Raw genomic sequence first — 18,497 nt, 5'->3', positions numbered from 1 at the left:
ACATGCGCGCGCCGCCGCACGGACCCGTCGGCCCCCGGCGGCACCACGGCCGACCTGCGGGAAGGGGCGTGCGGATGCGGGGGGTTGCTGTCGGGCATGACACTTCCTCTGCTTGATCCACGAATAGGGGGTGCCGCGAACGGGATGCCGTGACGGCACGCGAACGGAGCCCGCCCCCGAGCGCGACGAGGCGGCCGCGAGCCGAGCGCCACAAGGCGTCTGCGGTTCCGGGTACCACGAGGCGGCCGCGGTCCCGGCCGTGCGAAGGACACGGGAACGACGCGGTACGGACCGGCGCGAGGCCGGTGGACCGGGGGCGGGGCGGGCGACAGGCGCCCGGCCGGATCAGCCGTAGATCTGGAAGAGATGCATGTGAGGACGGTAGAGGGCCAACGGGTGGCGGCGCCAAGGGTTTTTCGGGGGTGCGGCGCCAGTGGTCCCGGTGTCCGGGCGGGGCGCCCGGCCGGCCGCTGCCCGCCCCGCGACGTCCCACGACCGAACTGCCGCCCGCCCGTCGCCCGTACCCTGCCCGCTATGGCCAAAGACCCCACGCCCCCGCACCGGAACGCCGCCGAGGCACCGGCCCCGTCCCCCGACGCCCCGCACGACGACGCCCGCGCCTTCCGCGACCTGCTGCGTGGGCTGCGTGTCTGGGACCATCCGCTGCCGCCGTTCGACGCGGCGGAGGCGCCGGACGAGCCGCTGGCGCTCTTCCGCCGCTGGCTGCGCGAGGCCGCCGAGGCCGGGCAGCCCGAACCGCACACCATGACCCTGGCCACCGCCGATGCCGCCGGGGACCCCTCCGTACGCATTGTGATGCTGCACGACGCCGACGAGCGGGGCTGGCATTTCGGCTCCCACCGGGGCAGCCGCAAGGGACGCGAACTGGCGGCCCGGCCGCGTGCCGCGCTCCTTTTCTACTGGGCGGCGGTCGGCCGGCAGGTCCGGATCGAGGGGACGGTGGCCGAGGCCGGGCCCGAGGAGAGCGCCGCCGCGCTGCACCAGCGGTCCACCGGTTCCCTGGCCGCCGCGCTGGTCGGGCGGCAGAGCGAGGTCCTCGGCTCGGCCGCCGAACTGGACCGCGCCGCCGACGCCGCCTGGGACCGCGCGGTCCGCGAACCGGACGCCCCGGTGCCCGACTGGACCCGCTACACCCTGCGCGCGGACGCCGTCGAGTTCTTCCAGGGCGACGCCCGACGTCGTCACGTACGCCTCAACTACCGCAGGAGTGAGGGGAGTTGGCGGCGGGAACTGCTGTGGCCGTAGCCGGTTTTCCACGGACTTGCCTCGCACGATTCCCTGAACGTGACCGCTCGTCCGGGAAGTCCGGGGACGTGAACACAGTCACCCCGCTCCGTCGCTCACGCGTCCGGGGCGCCTCCTCCCCGCCCCGGGCAACATCTGCCCGAAAAACGCGCCACACAGTGAACTTCTGGCCCGGTACGCGCATCAAACCTGGTGAACAACGCACAGAGCCAACGGCGTTAGGCCGTGGCGTCTCCCCAGGAGAGCTGTGCGAGAAAGACGTGAAGACACCCGATGGAGGAGTTCATGAAGTCCTTGCGCACCCGTATCGCTCTCGGTCTCGCCGTGGGGGCCGCAGTGGTCACCGTGCCGCTGACCGCCTCGGCCGCTTTCGCCGCCGGCCCTCCGCCCGGTGACGGCTGGCAGCCGGTCGGTGGCGAGTCGTTCAACTCCTGGCAGGCGTGCTACGACCAGATGCAGAGCGACCTGGCGCAGAACCCCCAGTACCACGAGGCCACCTGCGTCAGCGACCCCCTGGAGGGTCTCCCCAACTTCTACTCGGAGTGGATGCGCTGAGCCTGTAGTTTCCGGGCCGGTCTCGGACGATCCCCGCGCCTGGGCGCTCGCCCGATGATTCCGCGGAGAGGAACACGGCCTTCGTCTGATCCTGCGCTCCGGCCGAAGAGGCACATGACCAGCACGAAGGCCGTGGGGGAAGGGGGCTGCCGCACCCCGGCGTCCAGCCGGAAGCGTGCGCGTGGCGTCACCCTTCCGGGACGGCCTCCCGACTGCCCGACCCTGCACGGGGCGCGCCGATCGAGCCGGCCAACGCGGTGCCGTGCGCGAGGGCTCGGGGCCGTCACCGGCCTGACCGGCGAAGGCGTCGGCCTGCGCCGCGCCCCCGCTCAGACGGTGTGGCGCACCATCGCGTCGATGAGATCGGGCCAGAGGGGGCGCGGCCGGTCGTGGCCCATGTCGGGCAGGAGCAGCAGCTCGGCGCCGGGCACCAGCTCCGCGGTGCGGCGTCCGCCGCTGGGGTCGATCAGCGTGTCGTCCAGGCCGTGGATCACCAGCGTCGGCACCCGGAGGTCGCGGAGCGCGTCCGCGCGGGAGCCGTCGAGGACCATCGCGCCGAGCTGCCGCCCGATCCCGCCGGGGTGGTGGCCGCGGTCGTAGCTCTCGGCGGCCAGCTGCCGCAGCTCCGCGGCGTCGGCGTACCGCTTCGAGGCCCACACCAGCTCGCGCTCGGCCGCCGCGATGTACCCGTCACGGTCGGCGGGCCGCGGGCCGAACAGCACCGCCCGGGCCTCGGGGGTGGAACGGCCGTATTCCGGTTCGCCGGTCGTGGACATCATCGACGTCAGGCTCAGCACCCGCTCCGGCCGGGTCAGCGCCATCCGCTGAGCGATCATGCCGCCCATGGAGGCGCCGACGACATGGGCGCGTTCGATGCCCAGCGCGGTGAGCAGCGCGAACCCGTCGTCGGCCATGTCGGTGAGCCGGTACGGCACCATCGCGAGGGCGGCGGGGAGGTCACCCGCTTTGACGGCGGCGAGGAACCGGGCCGTGTCGACGGGGTGCTCGTCGAACGTGGTCGACCGCCCGCAGTCGCGGTTGTCGTACCGGATCACATAGCGGCCCCGGTCCGCGAGCGCCCGGCAGAACCCCTCGGGCCAGGCGATCATCTGCGCGCCGAGCCCCATCACCAGCAGCACCGGGGTGTCACCGGGGTCGCCGAAGCACTCGTGGGCGAGGGAGACTCCGGGCGATACGTCGATGGTCGGCATATCGGCAGTCTGCCGGAACGGGTAACCGGAGCGCATCCCCTTTGTCCACCCCCATGCCCCGGCCCGTGGGCGTGCGCGTCCGGCGAGGCTGGCCGCGGCGAGCGGCAGGCCGGGCGGCGGGCCGCGGCGAGCCGCGGACCGGGGCGAGCGGCGGCCCGGGGTGCCCGCCACCGCGCCGAGCCCGCCCCCCTCAGCTCTCGGCTTCCCCCTCCGGCCCGAACACCGGAATCACCACGTCCTCGCCCGCACCGGCCCCGATGTTCCGGAACGTGACCCGTAGCGGCATCCCGATGCGCAGCGCGGATGCGGGGCAGTCGACGATCCGGGTCATCATCCGGGGCCCCTCGGCGAGGTCCACCACGGCGGCGACGTACGGGACGTGCTCACCGAACGGCGGCAGGTCGTTACGGTGCACGACCGACCAGGTGTAGAGCGTGGCGCGGCCGTCGGCCCGCTCCCACACCACGTCCTCGCTCCAGCAGTACGGGCAGAACTCGCGCGGATAGTGATGCGCCGCGCCGCACCCCTCGGCCCGGCACCGGCGCAGCAGCAACCGTCCGGCCGCGGCCGCCTCCCAGTACGGGCGGGTGAACGTGTCGGTCTCCGGCAGATCGAAGCGGACCGCGCCCGTCCCGCCCGTCACCGGAACAGTCCCAGCGCCGCGTCCACCGACCAGACCTGACCGCACATCCCGAAGAGGCCGACCAGCGAGATCAGCGCCATCATCCCGTTCTGCCCCTGCTCCGCCCAGTCGTGGATCATCAAGGCCAGGTAGAGCAGGTTCAGCAGCGCCCCGCAGGCCAGGGCGACCGGGGTGAGGAAGCCGAGCACCAGCCCGAGCCCGAGGGCCAGTTCCGCGTACACGACGACGTACGCCATCGTCTTCGGGTACGGCCTCACGACCGCGTCGAACCCGCGGCGCACCACGCGCCAGCGGTGCTGGGCCGCGACGTCCGCGGCCCAGGCGATGCCGGTGCCGCGCGCGAACCACGCCTTCCTGTCCTTGTGCCGCCAGCTCTCCAGCCACCACAGGCCGAGGCCGATACGGAGCACGGCGAGCCATTCGGCCCCGCCGAGCCAGATCGTCTGCATCGCGCGCGTCCTCCTTCGAAGAGCCCTTCGCCTGACGGCCGGCACCGGGCCGGCGCCGGTCACCGGTCGCCGGTCACCCGTCGCCGGTCGCTGCCGGGCGTTGCCGGGCGTTGCCTCCGTATGCACTTCTGACGCTACGTCAGTTACGGGCCCGGCCAGTTCAGCCGATCCAGGAGGGGGCGCGCAAGAGGCCGGGCCGAGATGGAGATTCCTCCGGAACCTTTCCCGTGCAGCCCCATTCCTGACAGACCGTCAGTTCCAGTAATCTGACCGCGCGTCAGCAAGGAGAGCCGCCGTCACAGAGGAGCGGGCGACTGCGATGCTTGGATCGACTCACGGCACCCTCAGCACTCATTCCCGCCCGGCCCGCGTCGTGGCCTGCGGGGAGCAACCACCCCCCACCACACACGGCACGGTCGCCCCTGCCGACGGCGGGCGCCCCGGCCCCGCGGCCGACCGCGACGTCAGCGGCCGTCCGCTGTCCGCGGCCGTGCCCGACCTGGACCGCTTCTTCCGGCCCGCGTCGGTGGCGGTCGTCGGCGCGTCCGACAGCGAGGGCCGCCCCCATACCGGTATCACCCGGCAGCTGATCGCCTGGGCCGACCGCGTCGGCGCCCGGCTGCACCCGGTGAACCCCGGACGGCGGACCGTCTTCGGCCGCATCTGCCACCCGGCCGTCGCCGACCTCCCGGAGCCGGTCGACCTCGCGGTGCTGCTGATCGCCGACCCAGTGCCGGTCATCGAGCAACTGCCCGCGGCCGGGGTGCGATTCGCGGTGGCGTTCGCCTCCGGCTTCGCCGAGACCGGCGCGGACGGCGCCGCCGCGCAGGAACGGCTCGCGGACGCCGTCCGGCGCTCCGGCGTCCGGCTGCTCGGGCCGAACACCAACCTCAACGCCTTCGAGACGTTCCGCGACGACCTCGACGGACCGGCCATCGCCCTGATCACCCAGTCAGGCCACCAGGGCCGCCCGGTCTTCGCCCTCCAGGAACTGGGCATCCGCCTCTCGCACTGGGCCCCGACCGGCAACGAGGCCGATCTGGAGACCGCCGACTTCCTCTCGTACTTCGCCTCCTGTCCCGAGGTCGGCGCCATCGCCGCGTATGTGGAAGGGCTCAAGGACGGCCGCAGCTTCCTCCTCGCCGCCGACCACGCCGCCCGCCGGGGCGTGCCGGTCGTCGCCGTGAAGGTCGGCCGTACGGAGACCGGCGCCCGCACCGCCGCCTCCCACACCGGCAAGCTCACCGGCGCGGACGGCGTCATCGACGCGGCGATGCGACAATTCGGCGTCATCCGGGTGGACGGCCTGGACGAGCTGCAGGACACCGCGGCGCTGCTGGCCCGGGCCCGTAAGCCGCTCGCCGAGGGCGTCGCGGTCTATTCGATCTCCGGGGGCACCGGCGCCCACTTCGCGGACCTGGCGACCGCCGCCGGGCTGCGGCTGCCCGTCCTCTCCGACGCCAAGCAGGCCGAACTCCACCAGTGGATACCCGGCGATCTGAACGTCGCCAACCCGATCGACAACGGCGGCCATCCCGTCGGCGACCGGCGCGGCCCGAAGATCATCGACGCGATCCTGGACGACCCGTCCATCGGCGTGCTGATCTGCCCGATCACCGGGCCGTTCCCGCCGATGAGCGACAAGCTCGCCCGGGACCTCGTGGCCGCCGCGGAACGCACCGACAAGCTGGTGTGCGTGGTGTGGGGCTCGCCCGTCGGCACCGAGGAGGCGTACCGGAGCACGCTGCTGGGCTCCTCGCGGGTGGCGACCTTCCGCACCTTCGGCAACTGCGTCACGGCCGTCCGCGCCTACCTCGGCCACCACCGCTTCACGGACGGCTACCGCTCCCCCTTCGACGACGCCCCGCGCATCCTCTCGCCGTCCGCCCGCAAGGCCCGCGCCCTGCTGCGCCCGGGCGCGCAGCTCAGCGAGCACGCGGCGAAGCAACTGCTGCGCGCCTACGGCATCCGCGTACCGCGCGAGCAGCTGGTGACCAGCGCGGCGGCGGCGGTGCGCGCGGCGAGCCTGGTCGGCTACCCCGTCGTCATGAAGGCGTCCGGGCCGCAGCTGGCGCACAAGAGCGAACTCGGCCTGGTCAAGGTGGGGTTGACCTCCGCCAGCCAGGTCCGCGACGCCTATCGCGAGCTGACCGAGATCGCCCGCTGTGAGGACGTGCCGCTGGACGGGGTGCTCGTCTGCCAGATGATCGAGCGGGGCGTCGAGATGGTCGTGGGCGTCATCCGCGACAGCCTCTTCGGGCCGACGGTGACGGTCGGGCTCGGCGGTGTGCTCGTGGAGGTTTTGCGGGACGTGGCGGTGGGGGTGCCGCCCTTCGGGGAGGAACAGGCCCGCGCGATGCTCGGCGCACTGCGCGGCCACGCCCTGCTGGAGGGCGTCCGGGGAGCGCCACCGGCGGACGTCGACGCGCTGGTGGAGGTGGTGCTGCGGGTCCAGCGGATGGCCCTCGAACTCGACGGCGACCTCGCGGAGCTGGACATCAACCCGCTCGTGGTGCTGCCCCGGGGGCAGGGGGCGGTGGCCTTGGACGCGCTCGCCGTGTGCCGCTGACCTGCCTCGTACCGGCCCGGGGCCGGGCCCGGCCGCCACCGGAGCAGCCCCAGCACCCACCGGACCCACCCCACCAGGAGCCACGCCCCCATGACCTCCACCCCCTTCTCCCCCGACACCTCCGGCACCTCCGACGCGCCCGGCCCGCCCGCGCCCGGGACTCCCGCCCCTTCGGGTGCCCCCAACCCCCGTACACCAAAGTCCCGTTCGCCCCACGCCCAGGCGGCGAAAGACACCCCGGGGCCGGCAGCCGACGCGTCCGATTCCTTGATACTGCACACCACTGACAACGGCGTCGCCACGCTCACCCTCAACCGGCCCGAGGCCCATAACGCCCTCACCCCTGACCAGCGCGAACGCCTCATCGACCGGCTCGCCGAAGCCTCCGCCGACCCGGCGGTGCGCGCCGTGCTGATCACCGCGCGGGGCAAGGGATTCTGCGCCGGGGCGGACCTGCGGGCCCCCCGCGCGGCCGGGTCCGGGGAGCGGGTGGCCGGGGACGTGGCGCGGCTGATCCGGGGCGGTGCGCAGCGGCTCATCGGCGCAGTGCTGGACTGCGAGAAGCCCGTGCTCGCGGCCGTCAACGGCACCGCCGCCGGGCTCGGCGCGCATCTGGCGTTCGCCTGCGATCTGGTGCTCGCCGCCGAATCGGCGCGGTTCATCGAGGTGTTCGTCCGCCGCGGGCTGGTGCCGGACGGCGGCGGCGCCTATCTGCTGCCGAGGCTGATCGGCCCGCAGCGGGCGAAGGAGCTGATGTTCTTCGGCGACGCGCTGCCCGCCGCCGACGCCGCACGGCTGGGCCTGGTCAACCGTGTGGTGCCCGACGACGAGCTGCCGCACCGGGCCCGGGAGTGGGCCGACCGGCTGGCCGCCGCCCCCACCAGGGCGCTCGCCTTCACCAAACAGCTGGTCAACGCCTCCCTGGACGGCGACCGCAGCGCGGCGTTCGCGGCGGAGGCCACCGCCCAGGAGCTGACGATGACCACGGCGGACGCCCAGGAGGGCGTCGCCGCGTTCGTGGCCCGCCGCACCCCCGTCTACCGGGGGCGCTGAAGCGGCCGGGCGTCGCACGCCAGGCGGGACTTCACGGACACGCCCTACCGGGTGCGCTGGGCCGGGACCCGCGGCGCTGCGGGACCCGGTGGTCCCTCCCCCGGCGGCCCCGGCTGGGCCGGTACGACCCGGTCCACCCCGGCCGGCGCCCCGTCGCCGTCCGCCGACGACGCCGTGACGGCACCCGCCGCCCCCAGCAGCCCGACGGTGAGGACCCCGGCGCCGACGGCTCCGTTGAACAGGGCGCGTACCTTCATCGTTGCTCTCCCGTGCAGTGCGGACCCGGCATCCCTGATACGGCCGGGCCTCCCGATCCGTAGGACACCGCCCTGGGCGAGCCGTGTCACAGCTTGCTCTCGCGTGGGGTGCACACCGGCACCTCGCGGGTGTTGCGGGTCCGCACCCCAGGCAGCCAGCCCTCCACACCCCGCGCGGTGCTGACGCGGTACCAGCGGGTGGAGGTCACGCCCTGCTCGTCGCGGACCATGACGCCGTCGGTGACCACGCAGCGGGCCGCCAGGACGTCGCCGTGCCAGACCCGCCCGGCGGCGTTGGAGCGGTCGGCGTAGCGCCGGTACGGGTCCTTGGCCAGCCGCAGCGCGCACTCCAGGGTGTGGCTGTCGCGGCAGACCGACTCGGTGTTGTAGACGGCGACCGGGACGGTCGGGGGCGCGGCCGGACGCGGCGCGACACCGGGGCGCACCGCCCACCACACGCCCAGCGCGACCGCCGCCACCGCCGCGGCGACCACGAACGCCGTGGCGTACGCCGTGCGACGGCGCGCCACGAGGGGGACGGCGCGGCGCTCGGGCGGTGCCTCCCGGACGCGCGCCCACAGCCCCGGGGGCGTCTCGATCGCCTCGTCGGCGCGGCGCAACCGCTCCCGCAGCAGCGCCACGGCGTCCTCACCGCCGCCGCCCGGCCCGCCCGTGTGGCCCGGCCCGGCGCCGCCCGGACCGCCCCCGTGGGCGGCCGCGGCATCCGTGTTGTCGTGTTGGCGTCCCGCGCCCACCGTGCCGTTCACCTCCCCGTCCGTCCCTGCGCCGATTCAATGAGGTGGGCGCGGAGCCTGTCCAGGGCGCGGGCCCGGTGCCGGGCCGCCGTGCCGCGGTGCACCTTCAAGATCTTGGCGGCCTGGTCGAGGGTGTAGCCGTCGAGGTCGACGAGGATGACGACGCCCGCCTGCCGGTGGGTGAGCATGCCCAGCATGCGTACCGCCTCCAGCTCGGCGTGGCGGCGCTCCAGCCCGCCGTCCCACGCCGCGGGATCCTCCGGGGCGGCTTCCCCCTCGAAGCCCTCGACGGCGTCGACCAGCACCTGTCGGCCATTTCTGCGGTACGCGTCGCGGGCGATGTTGAGGGCGGTGGTGAACGCATAGGCGTACGGCTCCGGATGGGCGAGGAGGCGCTGTGGGCGTTGCGCGAGCTTGAGGTAGGTCTCGTGCACCACGTCCTCGGCGGAGTAGCGCGAGCCCGCCAGCATCACCGCGCGCCGGTAGAGGCGCGGCAGCAGCCCGCAGAAGACTTCGTCGAAGGTCGGTGACGCGGCGGACGCGGAAGACGACGGCATCACATCGGCCATGTACCGGAACCCTCCCCCGTTCATCGGTGACGGTCGCGGCCGGGGTGGACGCTACCCGCACGATGGGCAGCAAATCAGGCCGTTGTCGGGCGCCGTCCGAAAAAGCCCAGCGTTCAACAACCCCGGCCCGTAAACCACCCGTGAGGGTCAACTCCCTTTTCCTCAACACCTCATGGTGCCCCGCAACACTTCACATCTGACGTAGCGTCAGTTTCAATGAAGCCATGATGGGACATGCGGGAATGGCGGCGGCGGCCGTCCGCTATCTGCGTTCGACCGGCGCCACGACCGCGGCGGACGCCCCGGCCACGGCGCCCCGCCGGCCGCTGCGGGCGGTCCGCGACGGCGAGCGCGCACCATGCGATCCGGCCGCGTTCCGCGCCGCCCTGGGGCACTTCGCCAGCGGCGTCACGGTCATCACCGCGCCCGCCCCTGCGGACGGCACCACCGGACCGGCCGGTTTCGCCTGCCAGTCCTTCGCGTCGCTCTCCCTGGACCCGCCGCTGGTGACGTTCATGGTCGCCCGTACGTCGACGACCTGGCCACGGATCGCGCGCGCCGGGGTCTTCTGCGTCAATGTGCTGGGCGCCGGGCAGGGCGCGCTGTGCCGGGCGTTCGCGGTCAGCGGGGCCGACAAGTTCGCCGGGGTGCGGCACACGCCCGCGCCGGTGACCGGCGCACCCCGTCTCGACGGCGTGCCGGCCTGGATCGACTGCACCGTCCACGCGGTGCACACCGGCGGCGACCACCTCATCGTCGTCGGCCGGGTCGCGGCCCTGGGGACGGACGCGACGGCGGCGGCCGACGGCCCGCTCCTCTTCCACTGCGGGGCCTTCGGGACCCTCCGGGAGGCGTGAGCCGGGGGCGCGGACCGGGCGGGCCCGCGCCCCCGCCGCGCCCCTCACTCCGGGAAGACCAGCACCCCGCGCGCCACCCGCCCGTGGTGGGCGTCGTCCGCCGCCCGGGCGAAGTCCTCCACCGGGTACTCCGCGCTGACCAGCTCGTCGAGGAGCAGCCGCCCCTCGCGGTAGAGGCGGGCGTAGAGGGCGATGTCGCGCTGCGGGCGGGCGGAGCCGTAGCGGCAGCCCAGGATCGCCTTGTCGAGGTACATCGACGACACCAGGAACGACGCCTCGGCGGTGGCGGGCGGGACACCGAGCAGCACCGCCTGGCCGTGCCGGTCGAGCAGGTCCACCGCCTGCCGGATGAGCCGGGTGGAGCCCACGCACTCGAAGGCGTGATCGGCGCCGGTCGGCAGCACCGCCTTCACCGCCTTGACGCTGTCGGGGACGGCGGAGGCGTCGATGAAGTGCGTGGCGCCGAACTGCCGGGCCCTCTCCTCCTTCGCCGGGTTGGCGTCCACCGCGACGATCACCGAGGCACCGGCGAGCCGGGCGCCCTGGAGGACGTTCAGGCCGATGCCGCCCGCGCCGATGACCACCACCGAGTCGCCGCGGTCCACCTTCGCGCGGTTGAGCACCGCGCCGACGCCGGTCAGCACGGAGCAGCCGATGAGCGCCGCCGACGCCGCCGGGATGCGCGGCGAGATCTTCACCGCCTGGACCGCCTTGACGACGGTCCGCTCGGCGAACGCCGAGTTCGACGCGAACTGGTACAGCGGCGCGCCCCGCCACCGGAACGGCGTGCCGGGCATCCCGATCGCCTTCCGGCACATCGTCGGCCGCCCCCGGTCGCACTCCGCGCAGGCCCCGCAGTTGGCCAGCGTGGACAGCGCCACCTGGTCCCCCGGCTCGACATGGCCGACGCCCGCGCCGACCGCCTCGACCACCCCGGCGCCCTCGTGCCCGAGCACCACCGGCGCCGGGAAGGGGATCGTGCCGTCGATGACCGAGAGGTCGCTGTGGCACAGCCCGGCCGCCCGGACGGCGACCAGCACCTCGCCGGGCCCGGGGTCACGCACCTCCAGGTCGTCCACGACCCGGGGCTTCTCACCGTCGAAGATGACGCCTCTCATCACAACCTCCGTGGATCGGCCGCCCGGACCCGGGCGGGAGACGGGCGGGACGGCGCGCGAGGGGCGCCCACGCCCACGTACCGGCCTCAGCGGTTGGGCCGCTCCCCCTTGGCCGCCGCGGCCGCCATCGCCTCCAGTTGCGCCAGCATCGGCATCGGGTCCGTGCCGACCGTCACCGGCAGGGACTCGGCCAGTTTCTCCGGGGTCCAGCCGTCGGCGCTGTAGGCGGCGCGCACCTCGCGGGGCTGGGCCCAGACGGCGATCTTCGGCCCGGCGACGGTGTAGACCTGCCCGGTGATCTTCTGTTCCCGGGCCCGGTCGCTGAGCAGGTAGACGACGAACGCGGCGACGTCCTCGGGCTCGCCGATCTCCGTCAGCTCCATGGGCACGTTGGCCGACATCCGGGTGCGCGCGACGGGCGCGACCGCGTTGGCCGTCACGCCGTACTTGTGCAGCCCCAGCGCGGCGCTGCGCACCAGCGAGATGATGCCGCCCTTCGCCGAGGCGTAGTTGGCCTGCGCCACGCTGCCCTGGTGGTTGCCGCTGGTGAAGCCGACGAGTGTGCCGTACCCCTGCTTGCGCATGACGGCGGAGGCGGCGCGGAAGAGGGTGAAGGTGCCCTTGAGATGGGTGGCGACCACCGGGTCCCACTCCTCCTCGGTCATGTTGAAGAGCATCCGCTCCCGCAGGATCCCCGCGACGCAGACCACCCCGTCGAGCCGCCCGTAGCGCTCCAGCGCGGTGTCGACGATCCGCTGCCCGCCGGCCATCGTCGCGACGTCGTCGGCGACCGCGACCGCCTCGCCGCCCGCCGCGGCGATCTCCTCGACGACCGCCGCCGCGATCTCGCTGCTCGGCTCGCCGCCCTCGATGGAGACGCCGTAGTCGTTGACGACGACGCGCGCGCCGTGGGCGGCACAGGCGAGGGCGACCGCCCGGCCGATGCCGCGCCCCGCCCCCGTGACGGCGATCACCTTGCCGGCCAAGAAGTTGCCCATGCCGCGACCCTCCCAAAGTTTCTGACGGATCGTTAGATTTTTGAGCAGTCCCGGTACGAACACAAGACCCCGGGCCGAACCCGCCCCAGGAGGGCCCGTGCCGCTGCCGCAGGAATTCCACGACCTCGCCCGCCAGGTGAACAACTGGGGCCGCTGGGGACCGGACGACGAGATCGGCACCCTCAACCTGATCACCGAGGAGACGGTCCGGGCCGCCGCCGACTGCGTCCGCAGCGGCCACCGCGTCCCGCTCGCGCTGCCGCTGCGCCACGACGGCGTCCAGACCGGCGCCATCCCCGGCCGGATCAACCCGCTGCACACCATGACCGCCGTCAACCAGGAGCTGTTCGGCCCCGGCACCGTCGCCACCTCGGACGACGCGGTCACCATGGGGCTCCAGGCGGGCACCCACTGGGACGGCCTGACCCATGTCTCGCACTCCGGGCGGCTCTACAACGGGCGCCCCGCCGACGCCGTCACCGCCCACGCCGGGGCCACCGTCCTCGGCATCGAGAAGATCCCGCCGGTCGTCTCCCGCGGCGTCCTGCTGGACGTGGCCCGCGCGCACGGCACCGACCGGCTGCCCGGCGGCCACGCCGTGACGCCCGAAGACCTCGACGCGGCCGAGGAGTTGGCGGGTACCCGGGTGCGGGCGGGCGATGTGGTGCTGGTCCGCACCGGGCAGATGCGGCGCTATCTGGCGGGCGAGCGGGCGGCGTACGCGTTCCCGTCGCCCGGGCTGTCGGTGCGTACCCCGCGGTGGTTCCACGACCGGGACGTCGCGGCGGTCGCCAACGACACCCTGACGTTCGAGATCTTCCCGCCGGAGATCGAGGGGCTGTGGATGCCGGTGCACGCGCTGCACCTCGTCGAGATGGGCATGCTCCAGGGCCAGAACTGGAATCTGGAGGAGCTCTCCGCGACCTGCGCGGACCTCGGCCGCCACGCCTTCCTGCTGTCCGCCGTCGCCGAACCCTTCACGGGCGGCGCGGGCGCCCCCGTGGCCCCCGTGGCGCTGCTCTGACCGGCCCCTGGGCGTGCCCGTACGCGGCGCGGCTCCCGGCCCCGCACGACGCGGACCGCCGCCCCTCCGGGCCACGGCCCGTGGGCGGCCCGGTGTCAGACGGCGTGGTGCGTGACGCGGCGCGCCTCGTACGCGCCGGACGCCGCGGGGGACCCGGGCTCGTACGCCCCGCCCTCCCGCTCCGGAGCGAACGGCAGCGGCTGGCCGCGGTCCACCTCGCACCAGATGCGCTTGCCGGCGCCTTCGGGCTGCCAGCCCCAGCGGTCGGCGAGCCCGTCGACCAACTCCAGGCCCCGGCCGTGGGTGTCGTCGCCGTCGGCGTGCCGGGGACGCGGCGGCCGGGCGCTGGAATCGGCGACCTCCACCCGTACCGTCCCCACCACGGCGCCGGAACCGGAGAAGCACATCCGCAGCACGGCACCGGTGCCCGTGTGGACCACGGCGTTGGTGACCAGCTCCGAGATCAACAGGATCAGCGTCTCGGACAGCGGTTCGTCGACGCCTATCCCGGACCCGGCCAGCCGCGACCGGGCCCACCGCCGGGCCCGCCCCACCTCAGCGGGGTCCGGCCGTACCTCCAACTGCACCTGAAGCACCTGCACCGCTCACACCATCCGAACCGGCGGAAACTTCGCCTTGCGCCTCCACGAGGTCACGGTGCGTGACCCCATCGACGCCCAGCATGGTTGACGTTCCGTCACCCCAACAAGCGCTTCGGGCATATTCCAGCGCAAGGGAGTATGCGTGTCGCATACTGTGCGACGCACTTTTTCGGGGAGTCGAACACGCGGAAACCGACCTCCGCGACCAGCGCGAGGGCGGCGCACTCCGTCTCCCGGAGCCGTCTCACCGACGGCACCGTGATCATTGCGCCACAGAACCACTCGCACCCGAGCGAGCGTACCCGAGCAGGCCACCGACTCCCCCGTGTGACGAGTCACGCTCAGGACGCCACCCGATATCGACGCTCCGTGACCGAATCTGCGTACCGGAACCGATATTTCGCGCATCGGCTGCAAGAAGCTGACATGCCTTGCGCCTGCTCCGGACATCATCCGGTCAGCAGACCGGCCGCCAGTCGTTCCTCCGTCTCGCGCGCGCTCCCCCAGCACTCCGCGCGCCACCACGCGCGCTTGAGATGGAGATGGATCTCCGCCTCCCAGGTGAATCCCATGCCGCCGTGCACTTGCAGACAGTCACGGGCGTTGCGCACCGCCGCGTCGTCGGCGAGCAGCTTCGCCGCGTACGCCTCGTCCTCGCTCTCGGTGACCGCCGCCGCGTACACGGCAGCGCGCGCCGTCTCGGCCCGTACCAGCATCCCGGCGCACAGATGCTTCACCGCCTGGAACGCGCCGATGGGCACCCCGAACTGCTCGCGGACGCGGGCGTACGCCACGGCCTTCTCCACCGTGCGTACCGCACTGCCGAGCTGTTGCGCGGCGGTGAGCAGCGCCGCCTCCCGGCGCATCCGGCGCACGTCCGGCGCGGGCCCCGGCAGCGCCTCCCCGGCTCCCGCGGGTACGGGCGCCAGCGGCGTCAGCGGATCGACGGAGGAGGGGCGCGGGGCGTCCGCGGCGGCGTCCGGGCGGAGCACCCGTACGGGCCGGTCCTCGCCACCCGGCAGCACCACCAACTCCGTGCATGCGTCCGGGTGTTCCCACACCCCCGGCCCGCCCGGCACCTCCGTCAGGCCCACGATCCGCTCCCCGGTGGCGACACCGTCGAGGCGTCCGGCCAGCAGATGGCAGGCGATCAGCGGGCCGGGGAGCAGCGCCCGGCCGGTCTCCTCGAAGAGGAGTACCGCCTCGGGCAGCCCGAGGCCGACGCCGCCGTCCGCCTCCGGCAGCCGCAGCGCGAAGAGTCCGGCGGCGCCCAGCTCCCGCCACAGCGCGCGGTCCGGGGCCGGTGCCGCGACCGCCGCACGCAGCCGCTCCGGGCCGAACCGCCCGGCCAGCAGCGCCCGCATACCGTCGCGCAACTCCCCTTGTTCCCTGGTGAGCTGGAAGTCCACGGCCGCGCTCACCGCCCCTTCGGCAGGCCGAGGATCCGCTCGGCGACGATGTTCCGCTGAATCTGCGAGGTCCCGGCCGCGATGGTGTACGAGAGGGACGAGAGGCGGGCGGCGACCCATTCGTGGTCCGCGTCGAGCGCCCCGGCGCCCAGCACCTCGGCCGCCGCGTCGTACAGCTCCTGACGGGCATGGGAATAGCGGAGCTTGAAGACGGAGGCGCCGGTGCCGGGCACCCCGCCGCCGCGCTCGGCCGCGCCGACGTTCCACTGGGTGAGCCGCCACAGCGCGGTGAACTCGGCGGCGAGCCGCCCCAGTCGGCGGCGGAGCACCGCATCATCCCAGCGGCCGTTCTCCCGCGCGGTGCGGGCCACCGCGCCCAGCACCCGGCGGCAGGCGACGACCTCGCCGACGAAGGCGGTACCGCGCTCGAAGGAGAGCGTCACCATCGTGACCCGCCAGCCGTCGTTCTCCGCCCCGACCCGGTGCGCCGCCGGGATGCGGACGCCGTCGAGGAACATCTCGGCGAACTCGGTGGACCCGGCGAGGGTGCGCAGCGGCCGTACGGTCACGCCGGGCGCGTCCATCGGCATGGCGAGCCAGGTGATGCCGCGGTGGCGTGGCACATCCGGGTCGGTGCGGACCAGGAGTTCGCACCAGTCGGCGACCTCGGCGTGCGAGGTCCAGATCTTGCTGCCGGTCACGACGTAGTCGTCGCCGTCGCGGACCGCCCGGGTCCGTAGGGCCGCGAGGTCCGATCCGGCGTCCGGTTCGCTGAAGCCCTGGCACCAGATCTCGTCGCCGCGCAGGATCGGCGGCAGCCAGCGGGCGCGCTGCTCCGCGGTCCCCTCGGCGGCGAGCGTCGGCCCGGCGTGCAGCAGGCCGACGAAGTTCGCCCCGACATACGGCGCGCCGGCCAGCTCGGTCTCCTCCAGGAAGATCAGATGCTGGGTCGGGGTGGCGCCCCGCCCGCCCGCGTCGGCGGGCCAGTGCAGCCCCGCGTACCCGGCGTCGTACAGCATCCGCTGCCAGGCGGTGTCATGCGCACGACGGCCCGGCCAGTCGTGCGGGTCCGGGGGCGGCGGGAGCGCCGGGAGCGCCGTGGCGAGCCAGCGGCGCAGCCCGGCCCGGAACTCCTCCTCCTCGTCCGTGTACGTGAGGTCCACGGTCCGGGCCTACCTGTCCAGGTCCAGGCCGAGCATGCGGAGGGCGTTGCCGCGCATCAACTTGTACACCGTCGCGTCGTCGAGGCCCTTCACATGATCGAGGGCGACCTCCTTGGTGTGCGGGAAGGTCGAGTCGACGTGCGGGTAGTCGGTCTCGAAGGTCGCGTTGTCCACGCCGACGGTCTCGATCGACGCGACGCCGTGCTTGTCGCGGAAGAAGCAGCAGAAGATCTGCCGGTAGTAGTACGTGGACGGCGGCTCGGGGATCAGATCGCGGACGCCGCCCCAGGCGCGGTGCTCCTCCCAGACGTCGTCGGCGCGCTCCAGGGCGTACGGGATCCACCCCATCTGGCCCTCGCTGTAGGCCAGTTTGAGCGTCGGGAACTTCACCAGGACGCCGGAGAACAGGAAGTCCGTCATCGACGCCATGGCGTTGTTGAAGGAGAGCGACGCCTGCACGGCGGGCGGCGCGTCCGGGGAGGCGGCGGGCATCTGCGAGCTGGACCCGATGTGCATGCAGACGACCGTCCCGGTCTCCTCGCACACCGCGAAGAACGGGTCCCAGTAGCCGGTGTGGATCGACGGCAGCCCCAGATGGGTGGGGATCTCGGAGAACGTCACGGCCCGCACGCCGCGCGCCGCGTTCCGGCGGATCTCGGCGACGGCGAGGCCGATGTCCCACAGCGGGATCAGACAGAGCGGGATCAGCCGCCCGCCGCTGTCGCCGCACCACTCCTCGACCATCCAGTCGTTGTACGCGCGGACGCAGGCGAGCGCGACCTCCTTGTCCCGCGCCTCGGCGAAGGTCTGGCCGCAGAAGCGCGGGAAGGTCGGGAAGCAGAGCGACGCCTCGACGTGATTGAGGTCCATGTCCGCGAGCCGCGCCTTCGGGTCCCAGCAGCCGCGCCGCATCTCCTCGCGGGTGATGCCCTCCAGCGTCATCTCGTCGCGGTCGAAGCCGACGGCGGCGATGTTCCGCTTGTACGGGAACTTCAGGTCCTCGTAGAGCCACCAGTCGGTCGGCGGTCCTTCGGGGTCCATGGTGATGACGTACTTGCCGCCGACGTACGCCAGCTCACCGATCCCGGCGGTGTGCGGCCGGGGGCCACGCTCGCGGTAGCGGCGCGGCAGCCAGGTCTCGAAGAGGTGCGCGGGTTCGATCACATGGTCGTCGACGCTGATGATGCGCGGTAGTTCCACCGGAATCCCTTCACCCGAACCAGCCGGATCCAATGCCGTCGCCGTATCTGCTTCTCTCTTATCTGATACTCCGTCAGATAAGAAGGCTAGCCGTGGGTGACAGGGGGCGACAAGGCTTGGGCGACGGCGTGCGGGCCCGGCGGCCCAGCCCCCGGAGATCAAGGGCCGCCGCGGAAGAGGGCTTTCCAGAAGGTCAGTTGGGCCGGTACGAGCCCGTGGCCTGGTCGTAGAGGCGGTCGACGGTGCCGCTGCCGGACTTCGGGCCGATGACCTGGACGAGGTGGTAACGGGCCTGGTGGATCATCGCGAGGTTGCGTACGTACACCTCGCGGCCGCTGGCGTCCTTCCAGCTGAAGCCGCCCTCGGCCATCGCGGTCTGCCCGACGTCCATCCGCCGCAGCCCGGACGCCGACGCCCAGGAGGCGGTGCGGTACGCCGCCAACTCCGGCTCCTTGTCCTGCTGGTAGGCCATCGGGTCGGCGCCGAACGCGGCGACGGTGTCCCGGCCCGGCACGACGATCAGCTCGTAGTCACCGCCGACGTAGCGGATCCGGTCGTGCCCGTCCCGCCCCCGGCGCTGCCAGTCCTCGCGTACCGCGATCTGGAAACCCGCAGGGTCCTTACGGACCGCGAAGCCCGTGGCGAGACCGGCCGGGGTGGTGGTCTGGGGGCTGCCCGCGGAGGGCGCGCCGCGGCCGTCGTCGGTGGCGGGGGGGGGCGGGGGGGGGCGGCCCCCCCCCCCCCCCCCCCCCCCCCCCCCCCCCGCCGCCACAGCCCCGGGCCGCGGCAACCACCCGAC

Annotated in this window: 18 protein-coding genes and 1 pseudogene; 6 read left to right on the top strand and 13 right to left on the bottom strand. The window is 73.6% G+C overall.

Translation table 11 applies throughout. From position 1 onward, the window contains the following. Window positions 1-534 precede the first annotated feature (534 nt). Entirely contained in the window at window positions 535-1,266 is a 732-nt protein-coding gene (locus tag ACFWWQ_RS20035) for a pyridoxal 5'-phosphate synthase (protein ID WP_384597905.1), read from the top strand. Window positions 1,267-1,551: 285 nt separating this feature from the next. Further along, window positions 1,552-1,821, top strand: a complete 270-nt coding sequence (locus tag ACFWWQ_RS20030; protein WP_384597903.1) for a hypothetical protein — start codon at window positions 1,552-1,554, stop codon at window positions 1,819-1,821. Between the two features lie 329 nt (window positions 1,822-2,150). Here ACFWWQ_RS20030 and ACFWWQ_RS20025 read toward each other — a convergent pair whose 3' ends face one another. The 3 genes from ACFWWQ_RS20025 to ACFWWQ_RS20015 form a co-directional block, all read right to left on the bottom strand. After that, window positions 2,151-3,032 carry an alpha/beta fold hydrolase gene (locus ACFWWQ_RS20025; RefSeq protein WP_384597901.1) on the bottom strand — a complete coding sequence of 294 codons (882 nt, stop codon included), beginning with the start codon at window positions 3,030-3,032 and terminating at the stop codon, window positions 2,151-2,153. 190 nt (window positions 3,033-3,222) lie between these two features. Then, window positions 3,223-3,675, bottom strand: coding sequence for a Zn-ribbon domain-containing OB-fold protein (locus ACFWWQ_RS20020; RefSeq protein WP_384597899.1), 453 nt, complete (start codon window positions 3,673-3,675; stop codon window positions 3,223-3,225). After that, window positions 3,672-4,124, bottom strand: a complete 453-nt coding sequence (locus ACFWWQ_RS20015; RefSeq protein WP_384597897.1) for a DoxX family protein — start codon at window positions 4,122-4,124, stop codon at window positions 3,672-3,674. The genes ACFWWQ_RS20020 and ACFWWQ_RS20015 overlap by 4 nt, the downstream gene beginning before the upstream one ends. Window positions 4,125-4,443: 319 nt before the next feature. Here ACFWWQ_RS20015 and ACFWWQ_RS20010 point away from each other — a divergent pair, with 319 nt between their 5' ends. After that, entirely contained in the window at window positions 4,444-6,693 is a 2,250-nt protein-coding gene (locus ACFWWQ_RS20010; protein ID WP_384597895.1) for an acetate--CoA ligase family protein, read from the top strand. Window positions 6,694-6,783: 90 nt separating this feature from the next. Beyond that, window positions 6,784-7,746 carry an enoyl-CoA hydratase/isomerase family protein gene (locus tag ACFWWQ_RS20005; protein ID WP_384597893.1) on the top strand — a complete coding sequence of 321 codons (963 nt, stop codon included), beginning with the start codon at window positions 6,784-6,786 and terminating at the stop codon, window positions 7,744-7,746. Window positions 7,747-7,790: 44 nt separating this feature from the next. On the opposite strand, the gene ACFWWQ_RS20000 is transcribed toward ACFWWQ_RS20005, so the two are convergent. The 3 genes from ACFWWQ_RS20000 to ACFWWQ_RS19990 all read right to left on the bottom strand — a co-directional run bounded on the left by ACFWWQ_RS20000 (window position 7,791) and on the right by ACFWWQ_RS19990 (window position 9,327). Continuing rightward, on the bottom strand, window positions 7,791-8,003 hold the full coding sequence (locus tag ACFWWQ_RS20000) for a hypothetical protein (RefSeq protein ID WP_384597891.1): 213 nt from the start codon (window positions 8,001-8,003) through the stop codon (window positions 7,791-7,793). Between the two features lie 86 nt (window positions 8,004-8,089). Further along, complete coding sequence (locus ACFWWQ_RS19995) at window positions 8,090-8,770, bottom strand: hypothetical protein (RefSeq protein WP_384597889.1); 681 nt, start codon at window positions 8,768-8,770, stop codon at window positions 8,090-8,092. Then, on the bottom strand, window positions 8,767-9,327 hold the full coding sequence (locus ACFWWQ_RS19990) for an RNA polymerase sigma factor (protein WP_384597887.1): 561 nt from the start codon (window positions 9,325-9,327) through the stop codon (window positions 8,767-8,769). The genes ACFWWQ_RS19995 and ACFWWQ_RS19990 overlap by 4 nt, the downstream gene beginning before the upstream one ends. 227 nt (window positions 9,328-9,554) lie before the next feature. Between ACFWWQ_RS19990 and ACFWWQ_RS19985 the strand changes: the two genes are divergently transcribed. Continuing rightward, window positions 9,555-10,184: a flavin reductase family protein gene (locus ACFWWQ_RS19985; protein ID WP_384598003.1), complete on the top strand. Its 630-nt coding sequence runs from the start codon at window positions 9,555-9,557 to the stop codon at window positions 10,182-10,184. Between the two features lie 44 nt (window positions 10,185-10,228). Here ACFWWQ_RS19985 and ACFWWQ_RS19980 read toward each other — a convergent pair whose 3' ends face one another. Then, entirely contained in the window at window positions 10,229-11,302 is a 1,074-nt protein-coding gene (locus ACFWWQ_RS19980; protein WP_384597885.1) for a Zn-dependent alcohol dehydrogenase, read from the bottom strand. 86 nt (window positions 11,303-11,388) lie between these two features. Further along, window positions 11,389-12,300 carry an SDR family oxidoreductase gene (locus tag ACFWWQ_RS19975; RefSeq protein WP_384597883.1) on the bottom strand — a complete coding sequence of 304 codons (912 nt, stop codon included), beginning with the start codon at window positions 12,298-12,300 and terminating at the stop codon, window positions 11,389-11,391. A gap of 97 nt (window positions 12,301-12,397) precedes the next feature. Between ACFWWQ_RS19975 and ACFWWQ_RS19970 the strand changes: the two genes are divergently transcribed. Further along, on the top strand, window positions 12,398-13,324 hold the full coding sequence (locus ACFWWQ_RS19970) for a cyclase family protein (RefSeq protein WP_384597881.1): 927 nt from the start codon (window positions 12,398-12,400) through the stop codon (window positions 13,322-13,324). A gap of 95 nt (window positions 13,325-13,419) precedes the next feature. Here the strand turns inward: ACFWWQ_RS19970 and ACFWWQ_RS19965 are convergent, their stop codons facing one another. From ACFWWQ_RS19965 to ACFWWQ_RS19945, 5 genes and pseudogenes are all read right to left on the bottom strand, one after another. Beyond that, window positions 13,420-13,926 (bottom strand): ATP-binding protein, encoded by a 507-nt coding sequence (locus ACFWWQ_RS19965; protein WP_384597879.1) that lies wholly within the window; start codon window positions 13,924-13,926, stop codon window positions 13,420-13,422. 449 nt (window positions 13,927-14,375) lie between these two features. Then, on the bottom strand, window positions 14,376-15,335 hold the full coding sequence (locus ACFWWQ_RS19960; protein WP_384598001.1) for an acyl-CoA dehydrogenase family protein: 960 nt from the start codon (window positions 15,333-15,335) through the stop codon (window positions 14,376-14,378). 8 nt (window positions 15,336-15,343) lie between these two features. Beyond that, window positions 15,344-16,498, bottom strand: a complete 1,155-nt coding sequence (locus tag ACFWWQ_RS19955) for an acyl-CoA dehydrogenase family protein (RefSeq protein WP_384597877.1) — start codon at window positions 16,496-16,498, stop codon at window positions 15,344-15,346. A 9-nt stretch (window positions 16,499-16,507) separates the two neighbouring features. Further along, window positions 16,508-17,704: an amidohydrolase family protein gene (locus tag ACFWWQ_RS19950; protein WP_384597999.1), complete on the bottom strand. Its 1,197-nt coding sequence runs from the start codon at window positions 17,702-17,704 to the stop codon at window positions 16,508-16,510. Between the two features lie 187 nt (window positions 17,705-17,891). Continuing rightward, a pseudogene (locus tag ACFWWQ_RS19945) lies at window positions 17,892-18,497 on the bottom strand (hypothetical protein); the annotation flags it as partial.

This window comes from Streptomyces sp. NPDC059080 (assembly GCF_042739975.1).
In the GTDB taxonomy this organism is placed as follows: Bacteria; Actinomycetota; Actinomycetes; order Streptomycetales; family Streptomycetaceae; genus Streptomyces; species Streptomyces benahoarensis.
The sequence above is the reverse complement of the archived record's forward strand: the minus strand, read 5'-3'. Positions and strand labels throughout refer to the sequence as shown.